This window comes from Microcystis panniformis FACHB-1757 (assembly GCF_001264245.1).
Classification (GTDB): domain Bacteria; phylum Cyanobacteriota; class Cyanobacteriia; order Cyanobacteriales; family Microcystaceae; genus Microcystis; species Microcystis panniformis.
On sequence record NZ_CP011339.1, the window covers coordinates 2,135,545 to 2,160,658 of the forward strand.

Consider the following 25,114-nt stretch of genomic DNA (forward strand, 5'->3'; position numbering starts at 1 on the left):
AGGAAAAATCAAACCTATAATTTGATTTTATCTAATAATCTCTGCAAAGGATTTTTGGGTTTGCTTGCTGGCGGATCTGCGGGGGATTAGGATCATCTAGATAACGATAATATTTCCAGATATCCCAGTAGGGACATCCCGGTTCGATGCGAATTCCTGCCCAATGTAAATATTTTAAGGGCTGATTTAATCTCGGATCGATTAAGATATTCCCCTGACGTTGAAAATGAGAACTTCCCCCCCAATTTCCCGCTTGACAACCCGGGGCGCGGACAATATTAAATCGATTGGGAACTCGTTTGAGAATGGTATAATTAATAATCGGTTGATCGGAGGTTTTTTGAGAAAAATCAAAATATTCTGGATGAGCGGCACATTCTTGAAAAGAACTATATAACTCCTGTTCTGAGAATAGATTCTTTTTACTAGCCCAAAAACCACCGTTAAACATCCCAGTTAGATCATTTTCTGTGAAGATTCCCTGTTCTAAAACAATCGGATTAAAGACATCAGTAATCCCTTTTTTGTGTTGGTAATCACAGCAGAGAAAATCGTAGGTATCGAGGAAATTTAGATTATCTATTATTTTTTCAAAAACTACGATATCGGTATCGATATAAAGAAATTGATCTAATTCTCCAAACCAACACACCTGCTTGCGAAATTGATTGGGACGAGCAAAGAATTTTTCTCCAAAAATATCATAGATTTTTTGTGCTAATTCTTCCACTAATTGCAGATCGGGATAGAGAATAACGCCATATTTTTCTGCTAATAAATCGGCAATTTTTTGATAATTATTGTCGTAGGGAATCAAGATGACGGGAGAATCAGGATCGTACAAACGAATACTATTCATTAATGCGATCGCTTGATCAATAACTCGATCATTAGCGGTAATGTAAATTCCTCGCTTCATAAATATCCTAGGGGTAAGAGTTAGAAATAATTATATAGCAGTTATCTTAATGGTGAAGTAGAAAGTTTTCCTTTTGGGGAGTCAGCCATCAGCTTTTTTCTCCCGATATCCCTGTTCACTGATAACTGATAACTGATCACTGATAACTGAATAGCTGATCAGCCTTTCTCTGTCAACTCTTAAGGAGTGGTGCGTTTGATTTTTGAATTGGCGAATAAGTAGGGAGGCACAATTATTTGTAGGATGGGTTAGCGGTAGCGTAACCCATGCTGGCGTTGGGTTTCATGCTTCAACCCAACCTACGTTCATCTTATATTTAATTCCACCCACCCACTTAATTAAGGAAAGATCACCACTACTTAAACAGTTTTTTCTTAAGTTTAGCCAGAGAACTCTGCATCCATAATTTTTTAAGTCGCAGGGGTTCTAAACCTTCTATATCAGCCGGATAGCGTTTTTTAATATCAAAGAAATCATTAATTTCTCTTAAAATTGTTTCAAAACGTGGTAGTAATTTTTCGGGATGATAATCATCGAGAAAATTAGCCGGTAAAGAATTGACGGGAAAATTACGGGCATAATTAAGAATACGTTCCAGATCGTATTGAGTGGAATAAGCCCCGATTTTTTGACAATTGAAACCGGGATCGAGATAATCGGCTAAGGCGCTATTAACACTAGAAAATACCGTACAACCACAGGCTAAAGCTTCCAGGGGCGGTAAGCCAAAACCCTCCGTTAAACCGTTTACAGCCCAATATTCAGCCGAATCGTAGAGATAAACCCGACTGCGATTGAATAATCCCACTAAATCCTCCACATAGCTATCTAAAACCTTAACGCGGCAGTGGGGACGGAGGGCGGGAACTAGACGATTGAGAAGATACTTTGAGGATTTGCGCCCCTGTACTAGGACATCGATATCTCTTTCTAAGCCTAAATTGAGAAATTCTGAGCCAATTTGATTAGGAAGATAGTAAATTAAAGCATTAGGAGCCTTTTCTCCCCAATACCCCATAGTATTACGGCTAACAGTGATAATTGGTATTTGGGAGGGTAAACGGAAGCCGTAACCTGTACTATGGGCATGATAAATGATATTATGCGATCGCAATTTTTGCACCAGTTTAGGAACATCAAAACCCCAGCTAACCACAAAAATACTGTCATCGGAGCTTATTTTTGCAAGTATATCCTCTAAAAAAGGATAATTTAACTCTTTTTGACGATAAGTCACAATCTGGGCGCTACAAATTTGACTAGCCAAATTGACAGTTTTCATTTCTGCCCACAGTCCACCCCCACCAAAAGGAGAAGTAGTACCGGGCAAGAGAAAATAGAGGTTTCTCATCAGGATAATAAGTGGGTGGGTGGACTTAAATATAAGATGAACGTAGGTTGGGTTGAAGCATGAAACCCAACGCCCGCATAGTTGACGCTACCGCTAACCCATCCTACAAATAATTGTGCCTCCCTACTTAGAAGTTTTGGTTAAGCGGCAGTCTGGAGACTTGGCTATTCTATACTTAATTATTAGGGTGTGAGGTATCTAAAGGCAATAGTCGATCAACCATAGATATTATTAAATTATGTTTGCCACTGATAAATACTTAGAATTATTAAAGCAATACCCTCCTCGTCCTATTCACAATGAGGAAGACTTAGAAATGATGCAGGAGGTTATTAATCGCCTGTTAGACAAACCCCAATTAACGGCAGAAGAAAGGGAATATCTAAATGTTTTAGGGGCTTTAATTTATGAGTATGAGGAAAATCAAGAGCCAATACCTGATATTTATGGACTTGAATTGTTGAAATTCATATTAGAGGAAAAAAAACTACAAAAGCAAGATTTGCTATCTATTTTTGAAAGCAAGTCAACCCTGGATGACATTCTTGATGGGCAACAAGAGTTAACTCCTATCTACATTCAAAATTAGCCAATTTTTTAAATATATCTCCTGATTTATTTTTTCCTAGTTAGTTACAAAAAATGCGCTAGACAGTTAGGCTTATTTCCTGTCCTAACGCATAGATTAACGGACTAAATTAAAGCCCGATAACGCCCCAAAGCTAGTAAAGGGAAATACTGCTGATAGAAATGATATTTCAGGTAAAAATGACAGGGAAAACCTGTACCGGTGAAGTAATCTTCATTCCATGTACCATTTTCTTTTTGGGTAACAAGAAGATAGTTAACGCCCTTTTCAATCACTTCTCGCTGATAATTGCCGGTGACTTTCCCGACGGCTAATAAACCGATTAATGCCCAAGCAGTTTGGGAAGCGGTACTATTTCCCTGTCCTTTAAATTTAGGGTTATTGTAACTAAAACAGGTTTCACCCCAACCACCATCAACATTTTGACAACCGCTTAACCAATTGGCTCCTTTTTGCAATTGCTGGCGATATTTATTCGGTTCCAGAAAAGCTAAAGCAGATAAAACCCCACTGGTTCCATAAATATAATTTACACCCCAACGACCAAACCAACTACCATCAGCTTCCTGTTCTTTTTCCAGATAATCCAAAGCTTTTTTAACTCGATTTTCTTCCATGTTAACATCACAAGTGCCTAACATTTCTAGAACTCTGGCAGTCACATCAGCCGTATTAGGATCGATCATTGCTTTTAGATCGGCATAGGGCAAAGAATTAAGCCAGTTTTGATCGTTATCGATGTCAAAAGCCCCCCAACCACCAGCTTTACACTGCATAGTAGCCATCCAATTAACTGCCCGTTTCATCACAGCTTTTTTAATATTTTCATCGGGCATTTTAATTAACTCTAAAGCCATCACCACCACAGCCGAATCGTCTAAATCCGGATACCAGCGATTGTCAAATTCAAAAGCCCAACCGCCGGGGGTTCCGATTTTATTTTTAATCGCCCAATCGCCATAATCAAGAATTTGTTGATCGATTAACCATTGTCCTGCTTTAATCATAGCTGGATGAGCAGGATTTAGCCCGGATTCAATTAGCGATCGAATTACCCAAGCCGTATCCCAAACCGGCGACACACAGGGCTGTACACAATAGGTATTATCGGTCTCAATACCAAAATTATCCACCGCTTTTAAACCCCTGGCAACAATCGGATCGTCAACATCATAATCTAGGGCTTTTAAAGCTAACAGGGAATTTAACATCGCCGGGATAATCCCCCCCCAATCCCCCGTGTCTTCCTGTCGTTCAATCACCCATTTTTCCGCCGCTTTCAGACTTTCTTGACGGAAGGGAACTAAATTAGTTTTTTCTGCCCATTTAAACAGCCCATCTAACCAAAGAAAAACATCTGACCAATTGTTACTTTTTGGTAACTCATACTTGACATTATTCACCCCTTCTGTATAGAGTTCATCGAGATTAAAACCCATTTTATACACGGGTTTTTTGTCGAAAACAATTAATAAAGGAACCGTACTTCCCCGCGCCCAACTGGACATTTCATAGATAGTAAAAGGGAAATTTTCCGGCAGTAGCATGATCCAAGCGGGGATAGAGGGAACCCCCAGCCAATCATAACAACCAATCAAAGCGAGGTGCATTTTGGTGAAAATGCGGGTTTTGCTGATGCCACCTTTAGCTAAGATAAATTCTCTGGCTTTTTCTAAAGTAGGATCATTAGCGGGAATTCCCAATAGTCGCAGTCCCATGTAGGCTTCCACAGTGGTGCTAAGATCGCCACCATCCCCATAAAATAACTCCCAAGCGCCGTTAGGACACTGTTGCTGACGCAGATAGGTGGCTGATTTGTCTAGGGGGCGATTTTTGTCAGTTTTCCAGATTTTGTGTAGTAAAATTGCTTCTGAGGTGATGGTGACATTAGATTCTAATTCTGCCCACCAGTAACCCTCAGAGTATTGGGTAGAAAGTAAATAATTTTGAGAAAGTTCGATCGCTTTCGCTGTTTTAGCGGCTATTTCGGTGATTTTGTCCTGAATCTGCATTTTTTTTCCGTTCGACAACCTCTAGGGACCACCAGTGCAAATAAGATAATCTTAATTTACAAAGTTTTTAATAAGTAGCCAAAGAATAGGCTTTTGTTCCCAAACAATCCAGTCAAGGAATCTGCTTTGGTTGCCACTTTCTTTTTTCTTTTGACTGATTACTGTTTACTGATAACTGATAAGTGGGTGGGTGGAATTAAATATAAAATGAACGTAGGTTGGGTTGAAGCATGAAACCCAACGCCCGCATGGGTTACGCTACCGCTAACCCATCCTACAAATAATTGTGCCTACCTACTTAAATCAGGTCCCCCACCCCCCTGAAGACAAAAAGGGTACGAAACTCGCACCCCACCAGATTGATCTTCATTTAACTTACTTTTTCTTTTTGCCTTTAGCGGGCGGATTATCCTTCGCTGCCGGTTCCGGAGCTTTTTCCTCCACTTGCGGGGCTGCTGCTACGGGTTCCGGGGCTTTTTGTCCCATTTGGGCGGCTACTTCGGCGGCGAAATCCGTTTCTTCTTTCTCGATCCCTTCACCTAGTACAAAGCGTTGGAAACGACGCACCTGAATATTTTCTCCCAAAGCGGCGATCGCTTGTTTGATCAACTCCTCAATACTAATGTTCTGGTCGCGGATAAAGGGTTGATCAAGCAGAGAAAGTTCTTTCAAACGTTTTTCAATGCGGCCGGCCACGATTTTTTCTTTGATATTATCGGGTTTATTGGCTAAATCGTCCCGTCCCATCTCAATTTCTTTTTCTTTGGCGGAGATTTCGGCGGGAATATCGGCCACTTTCACATATTCGACGTTAGGACAAGCGGCAATCTGCATCGCCACGTCATTAACTAATTTTTTGAACTCCTCGCGACGGGCAACAAAATCGGTTTCGCAGTTCACTTCCACTAAAACACCGATGCGACTGCCGGTGTGGATGTAACTGCCGATCATCCCTTCTGCCGCTACCCGACTGGCTTTTTTCTCGGCGGAAGTAATCCCTTTTTGACGCAACCATTCGATCGCTTTAGTTATATCCCCCGCGTTTTCCGTCAGCGCCCTCTTGCAATCCATCATGCCGGCGCCGGTCTTTTCCCTAAGTTCTTTAACCTGTTGTGCTGTAATTTCTGCCATAAAATTCCTAACCTACTGCTTATAGTTGATCATGCCACGAGAAGGGCAGGTTTTGCCGATCGATAGGTCCGGAAAGTTTACCCCCGAACCTAGCGGCAATCAATAGCTAATTTTCCCTAGTTATCGTCGTCTCCACTGGCAAATTCGGCGGCGTATTGGGAATAATCACCTTCTTCCTCGTACTCGGTTTCATCCTCGTAGTCTTCCTCGTATTCTTCCACCGCTGCTTGACCACCGCGACGACCTTCGATGATCGCATCGCTAATTTTGCCTAAAATCAGTTTAACTGAGCGAATTGCGTCATCGTTGGCGGGAATCGGCACATCTACTAAGTCAGGATCGCAGTTAGTATCCAAGAGGGAGATGATGGGAATGCCCAATTTTTGGCATTCTTGGATAGCGTTGTATTCCCGACGCTGATCCACTACGATGACTAAATCCGGCAGCCGGCGCATGGTTTTAATGCCACCGAGGTATTTTTCTAGTTTGCCTAATTCCCGACGCAGTACCGATGCTTCTTTTTTCGGTCGTTTATCAAGGGCGCCGCTATTTTCTAATTCTTCTAATTCTTTGAGTCTTTCTACCCGGCCGCGAATGGTTTCCCAGTTGGTTAACATTCCCCCCAACCAGCGTTGGTTAACGAAGTGGCTACCGCTGCGTAAAGCTTCCTGTTTAATGATTGCTGCCGCTTGCCGTTTCGTACCGATGAATAAAAAGCGTTTACCGCGATCGGCTTCTCCTCGGACAAATTCGTAAGCTTCTTCGATTAATTGGGCAGTTTGCACCAAATCAATGATATGAACCCCATTCCGGGCAGTGTAGATGTACTGAGACATTTTCGGGTTCCAACGGCGCGTTTGATGGCCAAAGTGAACCCCAGACTCTAGCAATTCTGCGAGAGAGACAACGGGCATATTTTTCTCCTTTTCGGGTTTATCCTCCATCTAGGGCTGGATTTCTAGATTCCTAGAAACACCCGATCGCCTAGATGTGCGATTTTTGACAACTTTTCTAGTCTAACATAAGTAGTCGTGCAAAATTAATTTCTTGGTTGAGACAGGAGACAGGAGACAGGAGACAGGAGACAGGAGACAGCTATCAGTTATCAGATTTGAGTTTTAAGTGAGCAGCATTAAATAGAAGTTTCCTACTGTCTTTTCACTGATTAATGATTACTGTTTACTGATCACTGATGGTTCTTCGTTACTTGGTATGGTTCGATAGGGGGGCATAAATCGACTAAATCCTTATCTGGTAAGAGACTTAATTGATTAGTTTGCTCTAGAGCAAAAACAATTGGCTCTTCTGGTTTCTGTGTGTAAACGAGGTCTATACTGATAGTTTCTTCTTTCAAAATAGTCCTAAAAGTCTTGCCCAGTAAGCATTTAACCTTACATAAGCAAAAATTATCACACAAAGTCGAGAAGAGCCAACAATTGACAAAAATCGCTAAATGCCTTTCTATGTAAGGGTTCCATCCCTTATAACCCCCGTCCATTGCATAACACAAACCGAAGAGCCTCACTGATCACTGATTACTGTTTACTAATCACAGCAAAAAGTGTTCATGTTAGTGAGCTTGTCGAACTACTGATCTCACGACGAAGTCTGACGGCTTAGATGTGTAATTAATTTTGCTTAGGTACTTAAAAGAGCGCGATCAGTACCCAGAAAAAATCGACTACTAGGGGCTTCCTACTGCAATTCCTCAAGTTTTTTCAAAACCGCTTCTGCATGGGCTTTTACCTTGACATTTGACCAAATATAGGCAATATTTCCCCGGGGGTCGATCAGGAAAGTGGAGCGTCTAATCCCCATATATTCCTTGCCCATAAATTTTTTTAATCCCCAGACTTGATAAATTTCCGCCAGTTGATGCTCGGGATCGCTCAATAATTGAATAGTTAAATTGTGTTTTTCAATAAAACGACAGTGGGACTTTTCTGAATCGGGACTAACTCCCAGAATTACCGCATTTAATTGCTGAAATTGCGGCGACAAAGCGGTAAAATCGATCGCTTCTGTGCTGCAGCCCGGAGTGTTATCTTTGGGATAAAAATATAAGACCAACCATTGACCGGCAAAATCTGCTAATTTACTAATTTCCCCCCTTTGGTTGGGGGTGGCAAATTCGGGGGCTTTTTGTCCAACTTCTAGGGTCATTTTTAGGAGTGTAAAGGCAAGAGTAAGAAAGGAGCGAGGGAGAGGGAAAGCAATAGCCAGACTTGATAGTTAAATCTGGGAAGTTCGGGGTTTTCTGACTCGACTAAAGCATCGATTCTCTCTAATAAACGATTATTTAAAGAATGATCATTGAGAGCGACACAGCAACTATCGGAGAAACTTATTTCCGCTACTTGATTAACTTTTTCTGCCACTAAAAGCAGCGATTCAGCTAATAGTAAATAATCCACTTGTCCAGAAGCATACTTATCGGCGCGCAATTCCCGCAAGAAGACCAATTCTGACCATAAATTCTCGCTATTGGGCAGCCAAGAAGACATCGATCGCAACCAACCTAACCAGAAAAACCAGAAAGTGTCATGATATTCTTGGTGAGCTTGTTCGTGGGCTAAAACTGCTTGTAAATGTTCTTGATCTAAGAGATTTAATAATCCTTGCGTCACAATTAATTCCGACTTCCAGAAGCCAACTCTGGCACTGTAGGGAAAATCCACTGCTAAAACTCTCGCCTTCTGAGCGGTGATTTTTTTGAGGGGATAACTGCTAAAATCCCGATGGGTTTGCCAAGTTTGATAGGAGAGTTTTATCAAACAAAATATAGCAAAAACTAGCCAAATTATAGCACTAAAGTAACTAATTAAACTGGAGTTATAACCCAACATTTGCCCGCGATAGCCCATACAAACCACCGATGTAACTGTCATTAACAGCAGCAAAGGAGGAAAGAGGAAGAAAAATAGCGTTGTCTGCCAACGACGCTGATAGCTAGGCAGAAACCAACGTAAACCAATAGCGATAGTTAATGCTAGTAATAACATTAAACTGTGCATTAGCTTTCTCTCCGTTGTTGACGCAGGGTATCTAAACGAGATGCGATCGCTTTTAATTGTTCGACACTAGCAGTATCGAGACTATCGGCAAAAGAAGCCACCACATCCGCATTACCAATAGCCAAAAAACGATGTAATTGTTCGTAGGCTTTAATTGCCTGTGCTTGTTCCTTAGAAACCATCGGTTTCCAGTAGAAAATCCGACCCTTTTTATAACAACTTAACCAGCCTTTATTAGTTAAACGACGCAGTACCGTAGTCACAGAAGTATAGGCTAGATCTCGTTCTGGATCCGCTAAAATGCGATCGTGGACATCCTTAACGCTAACGGGTTCCAATTCCCAGACAATATTGAGAATTTCCGCTTCCAGGGGGCCCAGGGATAACTGTTTTGGTTGATAGGTCGGCAATTGAGCCATAGTTACACAGAAATGAAGATTACTTTCCTGATCATAGCGGCGGATATCGATCGCCTGATAAAATAGCAACGATCCTTTATATTGTCTTTATGTCCACCGAAACTAATTTAACCACAACTACGGGCGCTGATGCCATTGATGTGGCGATCGCTAATGGCATTGATTTTGATGGTTCCCCAATTCCCCCGGCAAAATTGGAACTTTATCACCGGGTAATGGGTTTGGAAGCAGGACGACAAAGAAGCGGGGTTTCTAACACGATGAGATCGCGAATTGTCCGCATCGGGGCCAAACATATCCCCCAAGAGGAATTAAATCAGCTGTTGTTAGCCGCCGATTTTGCCCCTCTCAAGGAGAAAGAAATCGCTTTTTACCTATAATGTCGGCTTTTCATCTCTCGGTTTCACCTCGGAGATGAAAAGTTCCGCCAGCATAGAACAGCGAAGCACGACTAAGAATAACTCTAATCTATAGTTGCCAATTTAACTTTAGTATGCTAGAGTAGTTTGCGTGGTAGGTCGATAACGCAAAATGTTTGTTTTAGAGTACAAGCTTAGAGGAAAACCATCTCAATATCAAGCCATTGATGAGGCTATTCGGACAGTACAGTTTGTTCGGAATAAATGTCTTAGATATTGGGAAGACAATAAAGGTGTAGGACAAAAGGATGTATATAAATATGTCACTCAATTAAGAAGTCAATACCCTTTTGTTCAAGACCTTAACTCTACAGCTTGTCAACAGGCTTGCGAACGGACTTGGACTGCTATTCTTAGGTTCTATAATAACTGTAAGAACAAAATTGCTGGTAAGAAAGGATATCCTAAATACTCTAAACGTACTCATTCTGTTGAGTTTAAAAAGTCAGGTTGGAAACTTAATCGAAATTCCAAGAGAATAACTTTCACTGATGGAAAAAACATTGGGGAGTTAAAACTAATTGGTAGTCGAGACTTGTTGGATTTTCAAGAATGGCAAATTCAACGGATAAGAATAGTTAAAAGGGCTGATGGATATTATTGCCAGTTAATGCTAAAACTCGATGCTAGAGATATAACCCCACAATTAGAATCGACGGGTCATTGCCTAGGATTAGATCTGGGGTTAAAATATCTTTATGCTGACAGCAACGGGAATACAGTAGAGCCTCCTAAGTATTATCGAAAAGCCGAGAAGCGTCTTAATAAACTGAATAGAAGAAAGTCGAAAAAGTTTAAGAGAGGACAAAAGCAGTCTAATAACTACAAAAAAGCTAGTCAAAAGTACGCTAAGGGACATTTAAAAGTAAGTAGGCAACGAGAAGAGTTTACTAAAAAATTGGCACTCCGTTTAATTCAGTCAAACGACTTGATAGCCTACGAGGATTTAAAAGTCAAAAACCTTGTGCGTAATCGAAAACTAGCTAAGAGTATCAATGATGCTGGTTGGTCACAATTGAGAAAATGGATAGAGTATTTTGGTATTAAATACGGCCGATTAACTATTGCAGTTAATCCAGCCTATACAAGTCAAGAATGCCTTAATTGTGGTCGGTTAGTCAAAAAGTCTCTATCAGTCAGAACTCATGTTTGTTGGCTCTTCTCGACTTTGTGTGATAATTTTTGCTTATAGAATCGTGAAATATTTACCTAGAAAGACTTTGAGGACTATTTTGCTGAAGAAACTATCAGTATAGACCCCGTTTCCACACAGAAACCAGAAGAGCCGTTTGTTTGTGTGGGTATATAGAAGATAGGGACAAGATGGCGGCATTAAATATACTCAAAAAAGCTACGATAGGGCATATCGGAAGCTGGTCGTCAGCTGACTGACGGACACAAGTGGGTCAAAACCTGACAAGACAAGGGTTGCCAAAAAGAAAAATATCTGGGTAGATAGGGAAAAAGCAAGAATCCCTACAAGATGAAAACCGAGAACAGAATCTTCTCCCAAGTTTATTCCTATCTAGAACAAGGAAGCCGATTTGTGGATAAAAGACATTTAACCGTCCTCAGTTGGATGGTGACAGCCCTACTCAGTAGTCAAAGTCTCAATCAAGCCAGATGGGAACCCTTTGTACAAAGCAGAGCCGAACAAGCCAATAGTTATCAGAGACGGTGGAATCGCTTTTGCCAGAATGGAAGAGTAGCGGTGGAAAAGATATACATCCCCTTAATATTGAAAGCCATCGAGACTTGGAAGGAGAAGGGGGAAAGACTGTATCTAGCAATAGATACCACTCTGTTGTGGAATCAATACTGCTTTGTCTATCTAGCGGTGGTCTGCGGGGGGAGAGCCGTCCCCTTGATGTGGATGGGATTAGAACATGGTAGTGCCAGCCTAGCTTTTGAGAAATACGAACCCTTGTTGGACAGAGCCAAAGGCTATCTTCAGGGCTTTGAGAATGTCATGCTGTTAGCCGACCGAGGCTTTGCCAATCAGCAATTAATTCAATGGCTCAGGAAAAATACTTGGCATTGGTGTCTTCGCTTACCTTGCGATACCCTCATTTACGGTGTTCGCCGTCGGGGTTTTGGCTATGAGGTCAGAGAACTCTATCCTCCCAAACGGCAAGCCTGCTTTGATCGCAACGTTCAAGTCTGGCAGGAGGCTAGAATCACTGCTCATCTTGCTTTAGCCTCTGTTCCAGGGGTTAAGGATAATTGGGCAATTCTGAGCGATGAACCTCCTACCCTTGACACCTTCTGGCAGTATGGTCTTCGTTTTCCCATTGAACATCTCTTTCAAGGGCAGTAAATCGGGCGTTTTTGACTGGGAACATTCTCGTGTTCGCTCTGCTGCTTGTTTAGAACGTCTCTATCTCATTGTTGCCATTTCTATTCTCTTTGCTACTTTAACTGGCATGGCGGTTCAACAATCTGGCTCTCGCCGTCAGGTTGATGCTCATTTTCGGCGTGGTTTGAGTTATTTGAAAATTGGTTGACGTTGGCTGGCGGGAGTTGTTCATAAGGCGCGTCCCTTCTTGCGACTTGACCACTTATTTTCTGTTGACCCTTTTCCCTGTTTTGCTTCTCGCAAAGCTCGTCAGGATTATTATGGCAAAATTACCTTTTCTTTTATTCAGGAGTTTGAGGCTTTCACATAACAGTACTTGTCTTTGTATTGAAAAATGTGTCCGTCAGTCAGGGTCGTCAGACCTAAACGCTTGGGGAGATTTAAGCTCTATTTTGGTTGGTAGAAATACCTGCTAAGACAACTTGAGTCAGTGAACCAAGAATCCCTCGCATAAGCGCGACGGGAGTGTCAATATCTCAAGTAGTCAAATTTTTGCTCACCATTTTTCGCCTAGACTTCTTGGGGTTAACCGGATTGTTGGGGAAATTAGGCAAGGAGTCTAGGTTGATCTAATGCTCAAGGACACCTCGAATAAAAGATTTTGTTAACAAAGTGTTGGTCGAGGAAATCTCCTTGATCTACATTGATGAAGAGGGAATTATTTTCAAGAACTAACAAGGCGCTCCGTCCCTCAAAATTCGATTTTTCGAGGTAGCCTAGACATAACGCCTTGGTTATTGGCTAAAATTAAACTTTTTTTGCCCATCAATTTAAAAACTTGCGTTTTTTTGATCATCTTAGCCTAGAGGACTGAGTAGTATGAGTTACAGCAAAGTTGATTTGTTAATTTTGTCCATCAGTGTAATCTGGGTTAAATCTCTCACTTTTTCCCGTTATCAATTACTCAAGGGGTAGCTCGATCAATTGGACTTATTGAGAAAATCTTCGCACTAATTGAGAGTAAACCAAGGTTTGATCAGGGTTTCAGGCGGTGCAATGCTGAAGTAAATCTATTTTTCGAGGTACCCCCAAGAGGATCGATAACCACTGATTCCGAGCCAGTAATGATACACTAGGCATGATTTAACTACAAACCTCGATCGCAAAAGGAAATAAACATCAATGAAAGCCATGATTTTGGCGGCTGGCAAAGGAACTCGCGTCCGTCCGATTACCCATACGATTCCCAAACCCCTGATCCCGATTTTACAAAAGCCGGTGATGGAGTTTTTGTTGGAACTGTTGCGACAGCATGGCTTTGATCAGATCATGGTGAATGTCAGTCATTTAGCCGAAGAAATTGAGAGTTATTTCCGCGATGGTCAGCGTTTTGGGGTGCATATCGGCTATTCTTTTGAGGGTAGAATCGAAGAGGGCGAGTTAATCGGTGATGCCCTAGGATCGGCGGGCGGTTTACGACGAATTCAAGATTTTAATCCCTTTTTTGACGATACTTTTGTGGTTCTCTGTGGTGATGCGCTGATCGATCTTGATTTAACCGCAGCCGTTAAATGGCATCGGGAAAAGGGAGCGATCGCCACTATTGTCACCAAAACCGTCCCCAAAGAGGAAGTATCCAGTTATGGGGTGGTAGTTAGCGACGAGGAGGGAAGGATTCTCAGTTTCCAAGAAAAACCCGCCATCGATGAAGCTTTAAGTACCTGCATTAACACGGGTATCTATATTTTTGAGCCAGAAATCATTGATTTTATTCCCCCTAATAGTAAATACGACATCGGTGGCGAGTTATTCCCCCAATTAGTCGCTAAAGGTGCGCCTTTCTACGCTTTAAACATGGATTTTGAATGGGTGGATATCGGTAAAGTCCCCGACTACTGGCAGGCAATTCGCGGGGTGTTGTCCAGGACAATTAAAAATGTTGCTATCCCCGGCATCGAAGTTAAACCGGGCATCTACACGGGCTTAAATGTGGGGGTAAACTGGGATCGAGTCGATATCACCGGACCTGTGTATATCGGGGCAATGACGCGCATTGAAGACGGGGCGAAAATTGTCGGTCCGAGTATGATTGGCCCAAATTGTTGGATTTGTGGCGGCGCGACAGTGGATAATAGCGTTATTTTTGAATATTCTCGCCTCGGTTCAGGGGCCCGTTTGGTGGATAAGTTGGTCTTTGGGCGCTATTGTGTTGATAAAACCGGCGCGGCGATCGATGTGGAAGCGGCAGCCTTGGATTGGTTGATTACCGATACCCGCAAGGTTCCCCCAGAATTTGATCACCCTAAACATCAGGCAATTCGTTCTCTATTCAATAGCAAGTAGGCAACACCGCAACAGGGAACTTTTTACTTTTACTTGATAAGTACCTAAGCAAAATTAATTACACATATCTAACCACTGCTTGCATTAGTGCCTTTTGCATGAGTGCCTTTTGCCTATCCTAACCAAGACATTAATTTTGCACGACTACTTAAGTAGTTAGGTGTTAAAAACTGTCAGATCCCCCCGCCTATCGGCACCCCCCTTATCAAGGCTATCCATTAGTCACATCTTTCTTAACATAAAATTTGACAAAAAGAGAAAAGTCTGCAAGATGGCTCAAGGGGGTTCTATGGGGGGACTAATTTGATGAGATAGTTTCCAAGTCTGGCTGATATCATGTTACCTTCGCAGTCCCAACCAAATAGTTTTAACACCGGGTTCACCGTCGCCTTTTCTACCTAAAAAACCCCCAAGAGAAGCAATCATTCTGACCGCTTCTGGCCAAGGAGGGCGGCTTTTCAGGTGGCGGACCCTTTTTATGAATAGTGGCACACAAAAGGGAGCATCTCACCTTTGTAACCCCTAAATCAGGTTTTTATGTCAAGCTATTTTGAAAGCCTTGCTAGAAAACAGTTTTAGGGATAAGTATAATTACTCACTTGCATAAATGAGATGCTCCCCACACAAAAGAGATTAGGATTAATCCCATCGCTGAGGGTAAATATCAAGTGGAGTTATTGGGGTTGGATGTGTTTGACCCGGTTACAATGAAAGTGGACTCAGAACCGGGTAAGAATGTCCCCGCTTGGTTTCTCGATACTGACTACAACGGCCTATGTTTCCACGTCAATCAGGCATTTTTCCCCGTACCGGCGCTTGGGATTCGATTAAGAAAGCGGCTCTTCGGTTTGTGTTATGCAATGGACGGGGGTTATAAGGGATGGAACCCTTATATAGAAAGGCATTTAGCGATTTTTGTCAATTGTTTTTGCTCTAGAGCGAACTAATCAATTAAGTCTCTTGCCAGATAAGGATTTAGTCGATTTATGCCCCCCTATCGAACCATACCAAGTAACGAAGAACCAAGAAAGCTTTAAAGGGAACCTATGAGGAATCAGTCTGGGAACATCTAGCAGGGACAACCAGCGCACCTTTTGCAGTGGGAGAACATCGGCAAATTGCCGTTAAAGTGATTGATGACCGGGGGAATGAGTTGTTAGTGGTTAAGAGTTTAAATTAGCAGAATTAAAGAAAAGAAAACTAATATGAATGCTTACAAAAAATATGTGACAATTGAGCGATCACATCAGTTGATTTTATCCGATTTACCCTTTCGATCCAGTCAAAGAGTAGAAATTATTATTTTAGGCGAAGATAGTCAGGAAACTAACCATCAATTAGAGGAGTTACGGCAAAAAATTGATAGTGCAACCGAGCAAATTTTAGCGGGTAATGTAACCGATGAGGAATTAGTTTTTGAGCAGTTAAAAACAAGATTAAGAGAAGAATATGGCTTAAAATAATGGCAATTTATCAATTCTCCCAAGAGGCAATTAATGATCCGGGGTCAGCGCATCTCAAACGCCATTGACAATTGACCAATTTTGTTATCCGTTTGCTGTGTGAGCATTTCAAGCGATACCAGTCAATCAGAATAGTTACGAACTCGATCCATTTGGTCGATTGTTGCTCAACAATTGAGAAGGCAAATTCTACCCAAATATGCCCAAATTGTGGGTAGGCAACCTACATAAAGTTCATTTTGTCAAGAATTTTTAAGATGCACTTACCCTGTGTTAATTTTCTGGTTTGACCCGGTTACAATGAAAGTGGACTCAGAACCGGGTAAGAATGTCCCCGCTCGGTTTCTCTATACTAACTACAATGGCTTATGTTTCCACGTCAATCAGGCATTTTTCCCCCGTACCGGCGCTTGGGATTCGATTAAGAAAGCTTTAAAGGGAACCTATGAGGAATCAGTCTGGGAACATCTAGCAGGGACAACCAGCGCACCTTTTGCAGTGGGAGAACATCGGCAAATTGCCGTTAAAGTGATTGATGACCGGGGGAGTGAATTGCTAGTGGTTAAGCAATTAAAATGAGTTGGAGGTCGTTATGGCAATTGAAATTAAATCTCTAGTTCCTAAATTTGGACCTGATGGTAACTACCATGTAGGCTATATTGGATTTACCTACAGTGAAGGAAATATCATCTCTGAAGGAATCGCCTATTTTACCCGTTGGCATCGAATGAGCGACATAAAGGTTTCTCATGCTTTAATTGTCACCGGAGACAATAAATGTGTTGAAGCTCATCTTGAAACCGGAGTTGCTGAAAAAGATTTGAGTGAATATTTTAATGATCCGCACTGTCAAATCTTTTTCAGAAAACCGAAAGGATTAACTTCGGATATAGCCAAAAAAATTGTCGAAAAAGCCGAGGAGCAAAAAGGCTGTAAGTATGACCTTGATTTAATTGAACACATGGTAGAAGTCCACAGCATTGTAGGGTGGACAATTAATAAGCTAACCCGAGGTGGCTACGAAAACCGTATTACTCTGGCTCATGAAGGAGATGACAAGTGGATTTGCAGTGAATTAGCTGCTCATTGCTTAGATGAACAGCCAGAATACAAAGACAAGGGAATACTAAGCAAGCTAGATGCAACAATAGATCCTCAAGAATTATTTGAAGATCAGACGATATTTGAGCCTTGGAAAAAGGCGTAATTTTCTGGACACCTCGAAAACTAAAGATGCTTATTGAGAATAACCCGGTATATGATGGTTAGTTTTCGCAATAAGACAATTTATCGGGGTGTCCTTCTTTTTTTCCTACTACTTCCCACTTAACATCAAAACCGTCAAGCCATGAATCCTAGCGAGTTTCTCAGTCGTGAGATTATACGTCCTTTAATCACCCTTGCCATTCCGGGAGGAGTGGCGATCGCTCCTTATGTTTACTTATTACATAGCAACGATACAGTTCGTGGTTTTTGGGAACAGCACGAAGTAGCGATGATTTTCTTTCTGCTAGTCATTTCTTTAGCAGTTGGATTACTTTTAGAAGATATTGGCGCAGAAATCGAAAAATTCTATCGAGATCAGTTTGATCCGACAGGAACCACTTGGAATAGTTATCTAAAAAAACCAGCTTACTCAGAATTAAAGGATTTAGAAACTCCCCCGACAGGTATTTATATTACTGAAACAGCTAAAGACTATATTAACTCAATTGTCCTTCGGCTGAAGTTTGAGTTAGGAATGTTTATAGCGATACTTTTTGCTTTTCCTGGTCTAGTTTGGATATGGCATTTGAATTGCGATCCGATAAACTACGTTTGGTTAGTAGGTTTACCTTTATTATTATCCTTGTGCGGATATCTCTTATATGAAGCTCTGAATAGCGTTGAATTACTTCATGAAACCCGAAAAGCTATTTTAAATGATAAGAGAAAATCTGGGATAATAAATGTCGGAGCAATTTTCAAAGCAGCAATTTTCGGAGCAATTTTCGGGACAATTTTAGGAGCAATTTTAGGAGCAGGTATCGAAGGAATTCCCGTAGTAATTCCCAGAATATTTAGCTCTATTAGCTTTAGCCAATTCGGTAGCTGGTTACAAACAGGAGCAGTCTTAGGATTTCTTTTGGGAACAACTAATGGAGCATTGTTTGGAGCATTGTTTGGACTATTGTTTGGATTGAGTGATCCAACATGGCAGCCAGTTCTTGGACCACTTTTTGGAGCAGTTTTTGGACTACTTTTTGGAGCAGTTTCTGTATTATTTTTTGGAGCAGTTTTTGGATTATTTTTAGGACTCGGTTCTAGGGGATTAATCAGTGCGGTGTTCGGAGCATTTTTTGGGGCATTTCTTGGAGCAGTTCTTGGATTATGTTTCAGTAACAACTCAGTAAATAAACCTATTTATGTAGTTATTTTATGCTTGATTTGGTTTAGTGTTTTAATATTTGTTGCTTCAGCATTTTTAGATACAAGACTATGTATTATAAATCCAGCAAATAATACTACAAAGTTTTTCGCAAATCACCCCATTATTTTTCAAGGGAAAGCCTATGGACATATTGAGAAAATAAAAGCAAAAGTATCACAAAATGGAATAAATTTCCCTGAAAAAGAGAAGGTTGCCTTTCCCAGCCAAAATAAATGGTCATTTGACGAAACCTTGAGCAATACCAACAACTCTGAAATTCCCTACGATATTACTATAGATGGGTTAGATAAGCAGGATAATTTGATTGCAGAAGGCAAAGTAAGAGTAATTATTGTAGATCCTTAAAATATGTCCTACGAAGTAAACCAACCCATCCTCAACTCCCCCTTTAATGAACCCTTGATGAAGTTAAATCAGCCGTTTATCGAGCTTGCTTATACTTAGAATAATTCTATGTCAGCCAAAGATATTTTTCATCAATCCGTGTGTATTGCCCTCGAAAAAGATGGCTGGAATATCACCCATGATCCCCTTTATCTTAAAGTCAATGACGTAGAATTTTACATCGACTTAGGTGCGGAAAGATTAATTGCCGCCGAAAAATTAGGTCAAAAAATCGCCATAGAGATTAAATCTTTTTTAGGGACATCTGAAGTCACCGAATTTCATCTCGCATTAGGACAAATCCTCAATTATCGGTTAGCATTAAAACAGGAAGAACCCGAAAGGATTCTTTATCTAGCCATTCCTCAAGATACCTATGAAGACTTCTTCTCTCGTCAATTTATTCAAGACGCTGTAGCAGAATATAAAATTAAACTTTTAATCTTTAATTCTCTCAAACAAGAGGTGGTATTATGGAAAGAATAAACTACTCTCAACTGATTCAAGACATTCTCACCCAACATTCAGTTAATGACAGCAAAAATGACAGAGAAACTCAACTTATTTTTGACACAAAACGCCATCATTATCAAGTCTTAAATATTGGGTGGAAAGAGCAAAAGCGAATCTATGGTGTGATTATTCATCTTGACATAAAAGATGACAAAATCTGGATTCAAAGAGATGGAACAGAAATCGGCATTGCCAATCAATTAATCGCTGCTGGTGTTCCTAAACAAGATATAGTCTTAGGTTTTCAGGCTCCCTATAAACGCAGTTTAACCGAATTTGCCTTGAGTTAATACATAAGAAAAAAATCCTAAATAAGTGTATGTCCTACGAAGTCAACGAACCTATCCTTAATTCCCCCTTTGATGAACCCTCACAATACTGGTTCATCCGAGAAGGTTATGAACCGGAATTAAAAGAAGGGAGAAGACCAGCTATCGTTTACCCACCCCGGGAAGGTAATACCGAATGGGAATTAGGACAAGTTCTCAAACTTTCATCCCCCGATGAATTTTTCCCAGGTTATGAAATGACCCTAGTTAACCGCATCAGGAAAGAAGTTAAAGAATGGAGAAGACAACAGTATCCCGGTGTCAGCCGTACCACCTTAGAACTATTAGAATACTGGAGCCGAGAAGGAAGAGAACATCGCCTATTTTTTGCTCAAAAAGAAGCAGTAGAAACCATCATTTTCTTAATTGAATCTCGCACCGACTTTCGCCAAGGGATTCATATTCCCCAAGATACCCCCATTGACAGCACCCTGAAAGCTTTCATCCGCTACGCCTGTAAGATGGCAACCGGAAGCGTCAAAACAACAGTGATGGGGATGTTAGCAGCATGGTCTATCCTCAACAAAGTAGCAGATCGCAGTAACGCTAAATTCTCCGATATTGTCCTGATTATCTGTCCCAATATCACCATTAAAAGTAGATTACAGGAACTCAACCCTGACAACGGCGAAGCTTCTTTGTATCGCACCCGTGACCTCGTACCTTCTCACCTGATGGACAAACTGAGACGGGGTAAAGTCTTAGTGACAAATTGGCATATTTTTGAAAAGCGAGCGCCTGCCACGTGGTGGCTGATACCGATCAATGGGAACAGGCAGCCGCCTATATTATTGACAATCATCCCGCCACTGCAGCCTTTGTTAAAAATGAACGCTTAGGGTTTACTATTCCCTATTTTCATAATGGGGAATACCACGATTATATCCCAGACTTTATTATCCGTCTGAAGACAGCTAAATATAACTATTTAATCCTAGAAACTAAAGGATGGGACGAACTGAGGGAAGTGAAGGAAGCAGCCGCTAAACGCTGGTGTAATGCCATTAATACCGACGGCAAACACGGTCATTGGCAATACTTTTTAACTGGATTGAGCAAAGTTAAGGAAGGAATTGATCAAGCATTGACATCCTCACCGCCGTGAACGGACGGTGATTCCCAAACCTCACGATTTGGGTTTCTGCTTCTTTCCCTTGCGGGGTTCCGCACCTGCCGCCCCAGTTTTACTCTGTTCTGGTCTTATGGTCGCTCTACAGACTGACACCGCAAGCCCTGCGGCCAAAATATTTTTACTAGCGTTAATATCTCGGTCATGGTGCGTCCCACAGTCTGGACAGTCCCATTCTCGAACATTTAACGGCATTTTCTCAGCAACATACCCGCAATTACTACATCTTTTAGAGCTAGGAAACCATCTATCTATTTCGATGTAATTTCTGCCATGCCAACGGCATTTGTAGGCTAATTGTCGAGTGATTTCTCCCCAGCTTACATCACATATTGCCTGAGATAATTTCGGGTTTTTGACCAGATTCTTGACGGCTAAATTCTCAACCACAATCGTTTGGTTTTCACGAACTAATTGAGTGGTTAGCTTATGTAAATGGTCTTTTCTGCTATCGGTGATTTGAGCGTGAATCTTGGCTACTTTGATTCTTGCTTTTTCCCGATTTTTTGACCCTTTCTGTTTTCTAGAAAGATTTTTCGCTGCTCTTCGCAACCTCTGATAATGTTTCTTAAAATGCTTGGGATTAGATACCTTGTCTCCATCGCTGGTAATCACGAGGCTACTAATTCCTAAGTCAATTCCGATGGCTTTATCTGTTACTGGTAATGGCTTAATCGTTGGGTCATCAAATCTTATTGAAATATGCCAACGTCCAGAAGGATGTAATCTGACTGTTACTGTACTTGGTTCACAAGCTTCTGGTATTTGTCTTGACCATCGAATAGGTAAAGGTTCTGTGCATTTGGCTAAATAGATTTGTTTGTCTTTAAATTTAAAGGCTGATTTGGTAAATTCGGCACTTCCTCCCTGATGTTTTTTCTTAAAGTTAGGATACTTAGTACGACCAGCAAAGAAATTGGTAAAAGCTGTTTGTAAATGTCTTAACCCTTGTTGTAAAGGTACACAGCTTACTTCGTTTAAAAAGTCTAATTCTTCTTGTTTTTTCCAATCGGTTAGCATTGAAGAAGTTTGAGCGTAGCCTACTCTTTCTTGTCTTTCATACCAAGCTTGTGTTCTGAGATGGAGAGCTTTGTTGTAAACTAATCTTACACAGCCCAAAGTGCGCCGCAATAGCGACTCTTGTTCGGGTGTGGGGTAAAATCGAAACGAGTAGGCTTTTTCCATACCTCACGTTTTAGCATATATTTCGTAAATGTGCTAATATTTAACAGTAAAGCCGTCGTAGAACGACGGGGTTTCAGACCCAAATTTTCGATGAAAGCGCAAACAACAAGTAAAGATAGCCTGATCCTACGGCAAGAAGTAGTGGGAGCGCGTCGCCCTAGTAACTATTTTTGGGCTGTAATCGTCTCTATTGGCGGTCTAGGGTTTCTCCTCGCCGGTCTTTCCAGTTATTTGAAGGTCAATCTACTTCTCGTTAGCGATGCCAGTGCCTTACAATTTATTCCCCAAGGAGTCGCCCTCCTCTTTTACGGTACTGCGGGGACTCTTTTAGCCATCTATCTCTGGTTATCTCTCCTCTGGAATGTCGGAGGTGGTTACAACGAGTTTAACAAGGAAACCGGCAAAGTTAAAATCTTTCGTTGGGGCTACCCTGGCAAAAATCGTCGCATTGATCTCGATTGGCCTCTCGAAGATGTGCAAGCTGTGCGGGCCGAAGTGCGAGAAGGACTCAACCCGAAACGGGAACTATTCCTGCGGATTAAACAGCGTCGCGATATCCCTTTAACTCGCGTCGGCGATCCTATGTCCCTCTCGGAATTGGAAAATCAAGGAGCGGAACTCGCTCGTTTTTTGGAAATTCCTCTAGAGGGATTGTAGTCCTTTTTTCGCTCTTTTTGGCTATAAAATAATGATGAAGATAAGAAAATCTGGCTGGCTGTCTGTAGTTTGTCTTTTTTTGATCACAACGACGACACTTTTCGGCTGTTCTTCCCCAGAAGCTAACTCCACCCCCGATAATTCTATGGATAATTACAAACCCCGCTTAGATGGAACTGCCGTGGTCGAGATGATCATCAAAGGTAAACCGGTAACGATCGAAATTGATGGTAATGCAGCCCCAGTTACTGCCGGTAACTTTGTGGATCTGGTCGCGAGAGGTTTTTATAATGGTTTAACTTTCCATCGCGTGGTTACAGAACCGCAGCCTTTTGTCGCCCAAGGGGGTGATCCCCAAGGTCGCGGAACTGGTGGTTTTGTCGATCCAGAAACCAAGCAACCCCGTTATGTTCCTCTAGAAATTCTCCTCAAAGACGAAAAAGAGCCGATTTATGGGCAAGCAATCGGTCAACAGGCCACGGCCCGCACTCCTATCGTCGCTTTACCCCATAAACGCGGTGCGATCGCGATGGCCCGTTCTCAACAACCTAATTCCGCTTCTTCTCAGTTTTATTTTGCCCTGTCGGATATCAATTTCCTCGATGGTGATTATGCCGTTTTTGGTTATGTCACTAAGGGAATGGAAGTGATTGATACGATTAAACAAGGGGATAAAATTGACTCGGCCAAAGTTATTTCCGGTGCAGAAAACCTGAAAAAATAGCGATCGGATTGGGTGAGTCCGCGCGACGATAATTTAATGTTCGCCGTCACCCACCCAATCATTTAATATTCCGATAACTGATAACTGATAACTGATAACTGATAACTGATAACTGATAACTGATAACTGATAACGGCTCTTCTCGACTTTGTGTGATAATTTTTGCTTATGGAATCGTGAAATGCTTATCGGGTAACACTTTTAGGACTATTTTGTCGAAGAAACTATCAGTATAGACCTCGTTTCCACACAGAAACCAGAAGAGCCTGATAACTGATAACTGATAACTGATAACTGATAACTGATAACTGATAACTGATAACTGATAACTGATAACTGATAACTGATAACTGATAACTGATAACTGATAACTGATAACTGATAACTGATAACTGATAACTGATAACTGATAACTGATAACTGATAACTGATAACTGATAACTGATAACTGATAACTGATAAATGAATGTTGTGGTGACGGGAATTGGGTTGATCAGTTCTCTGGGAAATTTAAGTCAGAGTTGGCAAAGATTACTAGAGGGCAAAACTGGTATAACTAGGCAACAACCCTTTTCTGATTTACCCGCTTTACCCTTGGGTTTAATCGGTCACAAACCGGCATTTTTAGAGGATTTAACCAAAATTGCCCTGATTGCTGCCCTTGAAGACGCGAAGTTAACCCCTCCCTTAAAGGATTGTGGTGTCACTATCGGTTCTAGTCGCGGTTGTCAGGGTTTATGGGAACGGATGGCAGCGACGGGAATAGTAGAAAACTGGTTAGATAGTTTACCCGATCGCGCCTCGGTATTGACCGCTAGATTGATAGAAACCGGCGCCCCAGTCTTAGCACCCATGGCGGCCTGTGCCACGGCTATCTGGTCGATCGCCCAGGGTGTAGAATTAATTACTATGGGAGAATGCGATCGAGTTTTAGCCGGGGCGATCGAAACCCCGATCACTCCCTTAACTTTGGTGGGATTTGAACAGATGGGAGCTTTGGCGAAAACGGGCTGTTATCCTTTTGATATAGCTAGAGAGGGCTTGGTTTTGGGGGAAGGTGGGGCGATTTTAGTCCTTGAATCGGAGGAACGGGCTTTAAGTAGAAATGCCCCCATCTACGGGCAAATTTTAGGCTATGGTTTTACCTGCGATGCCGATCATGTCAGCGCCCCAGCGGTGAATAATCGTAGTGCTACCAAAGCCATAGAACTATGTTTGCACAGAAGTCAATTAAGAAAAGATGAAATTAATTACATTCACGCCCACGGCACTAGCACGCGTTTAAACGATGAACGGGAGGCAAACCTGATCGCCAGTATTTTTGGCTCGCAAGTGGCTGTAAGCTCGACAAAAGGGGCAACAGGACACACTTTAGGGGCTTCGGGGGCATTAGGTGTGGCTTTTTGTTTAATGGCTCTGAAAAATCAGCGAATTCCCCCCTGTGTCGGTGTGCGCGAGTCGCCTTTTCAATTAAATTTAGCTAGATCGGCTGTTAATTTTTCCCTGCACAATTGTCTCTGTCTTAGTTTCGGGTTCGGAGGACAAAATGCAGCCATCGCAGTGGGGAAGTTGTTCAGTAACCAGTAACCAGTAATCAGTAATCAGTAATCAGTAATCAGTAAACAGTGACCATTTCTTTCCCTGCTGGTCTCTGCATTTCTTTTTAACAAAACTTAACAATTATGGGCGAAATTTTGCTGGCTTTTGTCGGGAGATTTTGAGATAATATTTTTAAAAGATTTTATTCATAATGGTAATATTTAAGCTCGCAGAAATTGGCACGGATTCCGATTATGAGAAAAGCAT

The 25,114-nt window shown here is 41.7% G+C and carries 24 protein-coding genes and 4 pseudogenes; 17 read left to right on the forward strand and 11 right to left on the reverse strand.

The window, feature by feature from the left end; all coding sequences use genetic code 11:
• Positions 1 to 14 precede the first annotated feature (14 nt).
• A pseudogene (locus tag VL20_RS10265) lies at positions 15 to 919 on the reverse strand (Npun_R2821/Npun_R2822 family protein).
• Between the two features lie 355 nt (positions 920 to 1,274).
• Positions 1,275 to 2,270, reverse strand: coding sequence for a glycosyltransferase (locus VL20_RS10270; RefSeq protein ID WP_052276440.1), 996 nt, complete (start codon positions 2,268 to 2,270; stop codon positions 1,275 to 1,277).
• Positions 2,271 to 2,508: 238 nt separating this feature from the next.
• Here VL20_RS10270 and VL20_RS10275 point away from each other — a divergent pair.
• Positions 2,509 to 2,903, forward strand: a pseudogene (locus VL20_RS10275) (helix-turn-helix domain-containing protein).
• Positions 2,904 to 2,963: 60 nt separating this feature from the next.
• Here VL20_RS10275 and shc read toward each other — a convergent pair.
• The 7 genes from shc to VL20_RS10310 all read right to left on the reverse strand — a co-directional run bounded on the left by shc (position 2,964) and on the right by VL20_RS10310 (position 9,504).
• A complete protein-coding gene (gene shc, locus VL20_RS10280) occupies positions 2,964 to 4,871 on the reverse strand; it encodes a squalene--hopene cyclase (protein ID WP_052276441.1) in 1,908 nt (635 codons plus the stop codon).
• A 375-nt stretch (positions 4,872 to 5,246) separates the two neighbouring features.
• Positions 5,247 to 6,002 carry a translation elongation factor Ts gene (tsf, locus tag VL20_RS10285; RefSeq protein ID WP_052276442.1) on the reverse strand — a complete coding sequence of 252 codons (756 nt, stop codon included), beginning with the start codon at positions 6,000 to 6,002 and terminating at the stop codon, positions 5,247 to 5,249.
• 116 nt (positions 6,003 to 6,118) lie between these two features.
• Positions 6,119 to 6,916, reverse strand: a complete 798-nt coding sequence (gene rpsB, locus VL20_RS10290; protein ID WP_002760998.1) for a 30S ribosomal protein S2 — start codon at positions 6,914 to 6,916, stop codon at positions 6,119 to 6,121.
• A 272-nt stretch (positions 6,917 to 7,188) separates the two neighbouring features.
• Positions 7,189 to 7,356 (reverse strand): hypothetical protein, encoded by a 168-nt coding sequence (locus VL20_RS31100; RefSeq protein WP_158499336.1) that lies wholly within the window; start codon positions 7,354 to 7,356, stop codon positions 7,189 to 7,191.
• Between the two features lie 341 nt (positions 7,357 to 7,697).
• The gene (gene bcp, locus VL20_RS10300) at positions 7,698 to 8,165 is read right to left on the reverse strand and encodes a thioredoxin-dependent thiol peroxidase (protein WP_052276444.1); all 468 of its coding nucleotides are present in this window, start codon (positions 8,163 to 8,165) and stop codon (positions 7,698 to 7,700) included.
• Between the two features lie 2 nt (positions 8,166 to 8,167).
• Complete coding sequence (locus VL20_RS10305) at positions 8,168 to 9,016, reverse strand: M56 family metallopeptidase (protein WP_052276445.1); 849 nt, start codon at positions 9,014 to 9,016, stop codon at positions 8,168 to 8,170.
• Complete coding sequence (locus VL20_RS10310; protein ID WP_002761005.1) at positions 9,016 to 9,504, reverse strand: BlaI/MecI/CopY family transcriptional regulator; 489 nt, start codon at positions 9,502 to 9,504, stop codon at positions 9,016 to 9,018. The genes VL20_RS10305 and VL20_RS10310 overlap by 1 nt, the downstream gene beginning before the upstream one ends.
• 20 nt (positions 9,505 to 9,524) lie before the next feature.
• Here VL20_RS10310 and VL20_RS10315 point away from each other — a divergent pair, with 20 nt between their 5' ends.
• The 5 genes and pseudogenes from VL20_RS10315 (at position 9,525) to VL20_RS10330 (ending at position 14,493) form a co-directional block, all read left to right on the forward strand.
• Complete coding sequence (locus tag VL20_RS10315; protein ID WP_002732452.1) at positions 9,525 to 9,815, forward strand: small RNA NsiR4-regulated ssr1528 family protein; 291 nt, start codon at positions 9,525 to 9,527, stop codon at positions 9,813 to 9,815.
• Between the two features lie 151 nt (positions 9,816 to 9,966).
• Positions 9,967 to 11,246, forward strand: a pseudogene (locus VL20_RS10320) (RNA-guided endonuclease InsQ/TnpB family protein).
• A gap of 91 nt (positions 11,247 to 11,337) precedes the next feature.
• Positions 11,338 to 12,171 carry a transposase gene (locus VL20_RS32530; protein WP_284525807.1) on the forward strand — a complete coding sequence of 278 codons (834 nt, stop codon included), beginning with the start codon at positions 11,338 to 11,340 and terminating at the stop codon, positions 12,169 to 12,171.
• Positions 12,146 to 12,358, forward strand: coding sequence for a hypothetical protein (locus VL20_RS28080; RefSeq protein WP_052275239.1), 213 nt, complete (start codon positions 12,146 to 12,148; stop codon positions 12,356 to 12,358). Before VL20_RS32530 ends, VL20_RS28080 begins: the two co-directional genes overlap by 26 nt.
• Before the next feature lie 974 nt (positions 12,359 to 13,332).
• Complete coding sequence (locus tag VL20_RS10330) at positions 13,333 to 14,493, forward strand: nucleotidyltransferase family protein (RefSeq protein ID WP_004161310.1); 1,161 nt, start codon at positions 13,333 to 13,335, stop codon at positions 14,491 to 14,493.
• Between the two features lie 276 nt (positions 14,494 to 14,769).
• On the opposite strand, the pseudogene VL20_RS32535 reads toward VL20_RS10330, so the two are convergent.
• Positions 14,770 to 14,989, reverse strand: a pseudogene (locus VL20_RS32535) (IS4 family transposase); the annotation flags it as partial.
• A 709-nt stretch (positions 14,990 to 15,698) separates the two neighbouring features.
• Here VL20_RS32535 and VL20_RS10340 point away from each other — a divergent pair.
• The 8 genes from VL20_RS10340 to VL20_RS28100 all read left to right on the forward strand — a co-directional run bounded on the left by VL20_RS10340 (position 15,699) and on the right by VL20_RS28100 (position 20,718).
• Positions 15,699 to 15,956, forward strand: coding sequence for a hypothetical protein (locus VL20_RS10340; protein WP_052276447.1), 258 nt, complete (start codon positions 15,699 to 15,701; stop codon positions 15,954 to 15,956).
• 300 nt (positions 15,957 to 16,256) lie between these two features.
• Positions 16,257 to 16,535, forward strand: coding sequence for a hypothetical protein (locus VL20_RS10345; protein WP_052276448.1), 279 nt, complete (start codon positions 16,257 to 16,259; stop codon positions 16,533 to 16,535).
• Between the two features lie 13 nt (positions 16,536 to 16,548).
• Positions 16,549 to 17,163 carry a C40 family peptidase gene (locus VL20_RS10350; RefSeq protein WP_004161316.1) on the forward strand — a complete coding sequence of 205 codons (615 nt, stop codon included), beginning with the start codon at positions 16,549 to 16,551 and terminating at the stop codon, positions 17,161 to 17,163.
• A gap of 141 nt (positions 17,164 to 17,304) precedes the next feature.
• Positions 17,305 to 18,732, forward strand: a complete 1,428-nt coding sequence (locus tag VL20_RS10355; RefSeq protein ID WP_052276449.1) for an FUSC family protein — start codon at positions 17,305 to 17,307, stop codon at positions 18,730 to 18,732.
• Between the two features lie 108 nt (positions 18,733 to 18,840).
• Positions 18,841 to 19,257 (forward strand): XisH family protein, encoded by a 417-nt coding sequence (locus VL20_RS10360; RefSeq protein ID WP_052276450.1) that lies wholly within the window; start codon positions 18,841 to 18,843, stop codon positions 19,255 to 19,257.
• Positions 19,245 to 19,574, forward strand: coding sequence for a XisI protein (locus VL20_RS10365; RefSeq protein WP_004162692.1), 330 nt, complete (start codon positions 19,245 to 19,247; stop codon positions 19,572 to 19,574). Before VL20_RS10360 ends, VL20_RS10365 begins: the two co-directional genes overlap by 13 nt.
• A 29-nt stretch (positions 19,575 to 19,603) precedes the next feature.
• A complete protein-coding gene (locus VL20_RS10370) occupies positions 19,604 to 20,452 on the forward strand; it encodes a DEAD/DEAH box helicase family protein (protein WP_052276451.1) in 849 nt (282 codons plus the stop codon).
• Positions 20,362 to 20,718 (forward strand): hypothetical protein, encoded by a 357-nt coding sequence (locus VL20_RS28100; RefSeq protein WP_128575186.1) that lies wholly within the window; start codon positions 20,362 to 20,364, stop codon positions 20,716 to 20,718. The genes VL20_RS10370 and VL20_RS28100 overlap by 91 nt, the downstream gene beginning before the upstream one ends.
• A 21-nt stretch (positions 20,719 to 20,739) precedes the next feature.
• Here the strand turns inward: VL20_RS28100 and VL20_RS10375 are convergent, their stop codons facing one another.
• Positions 20,740 to 21,927 carry an RNA-guided endonuclease InsQ/TnpB family protein gene (locus VL20_RS10375; RefSeq protein ID WP_052276452.1) on the reverse strand — a complete coding sequence of 396 codons (1,188 nt, stop codon included), beginning with the start codon at positions 21,925 to 21,927 and terminating at the stop codon, positions 20,740 to 20,742.
• Positions 21,928 to 22,017: 90 nt separating this feature from the next.
• Between VL20_RS10375 and VL20_RS10380 the strand changes: the two genes are divergently transcribed.
• From VL20_RS10380 to VL20_RS10390, 3 genes are all read left to right on the forward strand, one after another.
• Positions 22,018 to 22,584, forward strand: coding sequence for a photosystem I assembly protein Ycf4 (locus tag VL20_RS10380; protein ID WP_052276453.1), 567 nt, complete (start codon positions 22,018 to 22,020; stop codon positions 22,582 to 22,584).
• Positions 22,585 to 22,615: 31 nt separating this feature from the next.
• Positions 22,616 to 23,308, forward strand: a complete 693-nt coding sequence (locus VL20_RS10385) for a peptidylprolyl isomerase (protein WP_052276454.1) — start codon at positions 22,616 to 22,618, stop codon at positions 23,306 to 23,308.
• A gap of 462 nt (positions 23,309 to 23,770) precedes the next feature.
• A complete protein-coding gene (locus tag VL20_RS10390) occupies positions 23,771 to 24,895 on the forward strand; it encodes a beta-ketoacyl-ACP synthase (protein ID WP_052276455.1) in 1,125 nt (374 codons plus the stop codon).
• Positions 24,896 to 25,114 lie beyond the last annotated feature (219 nt).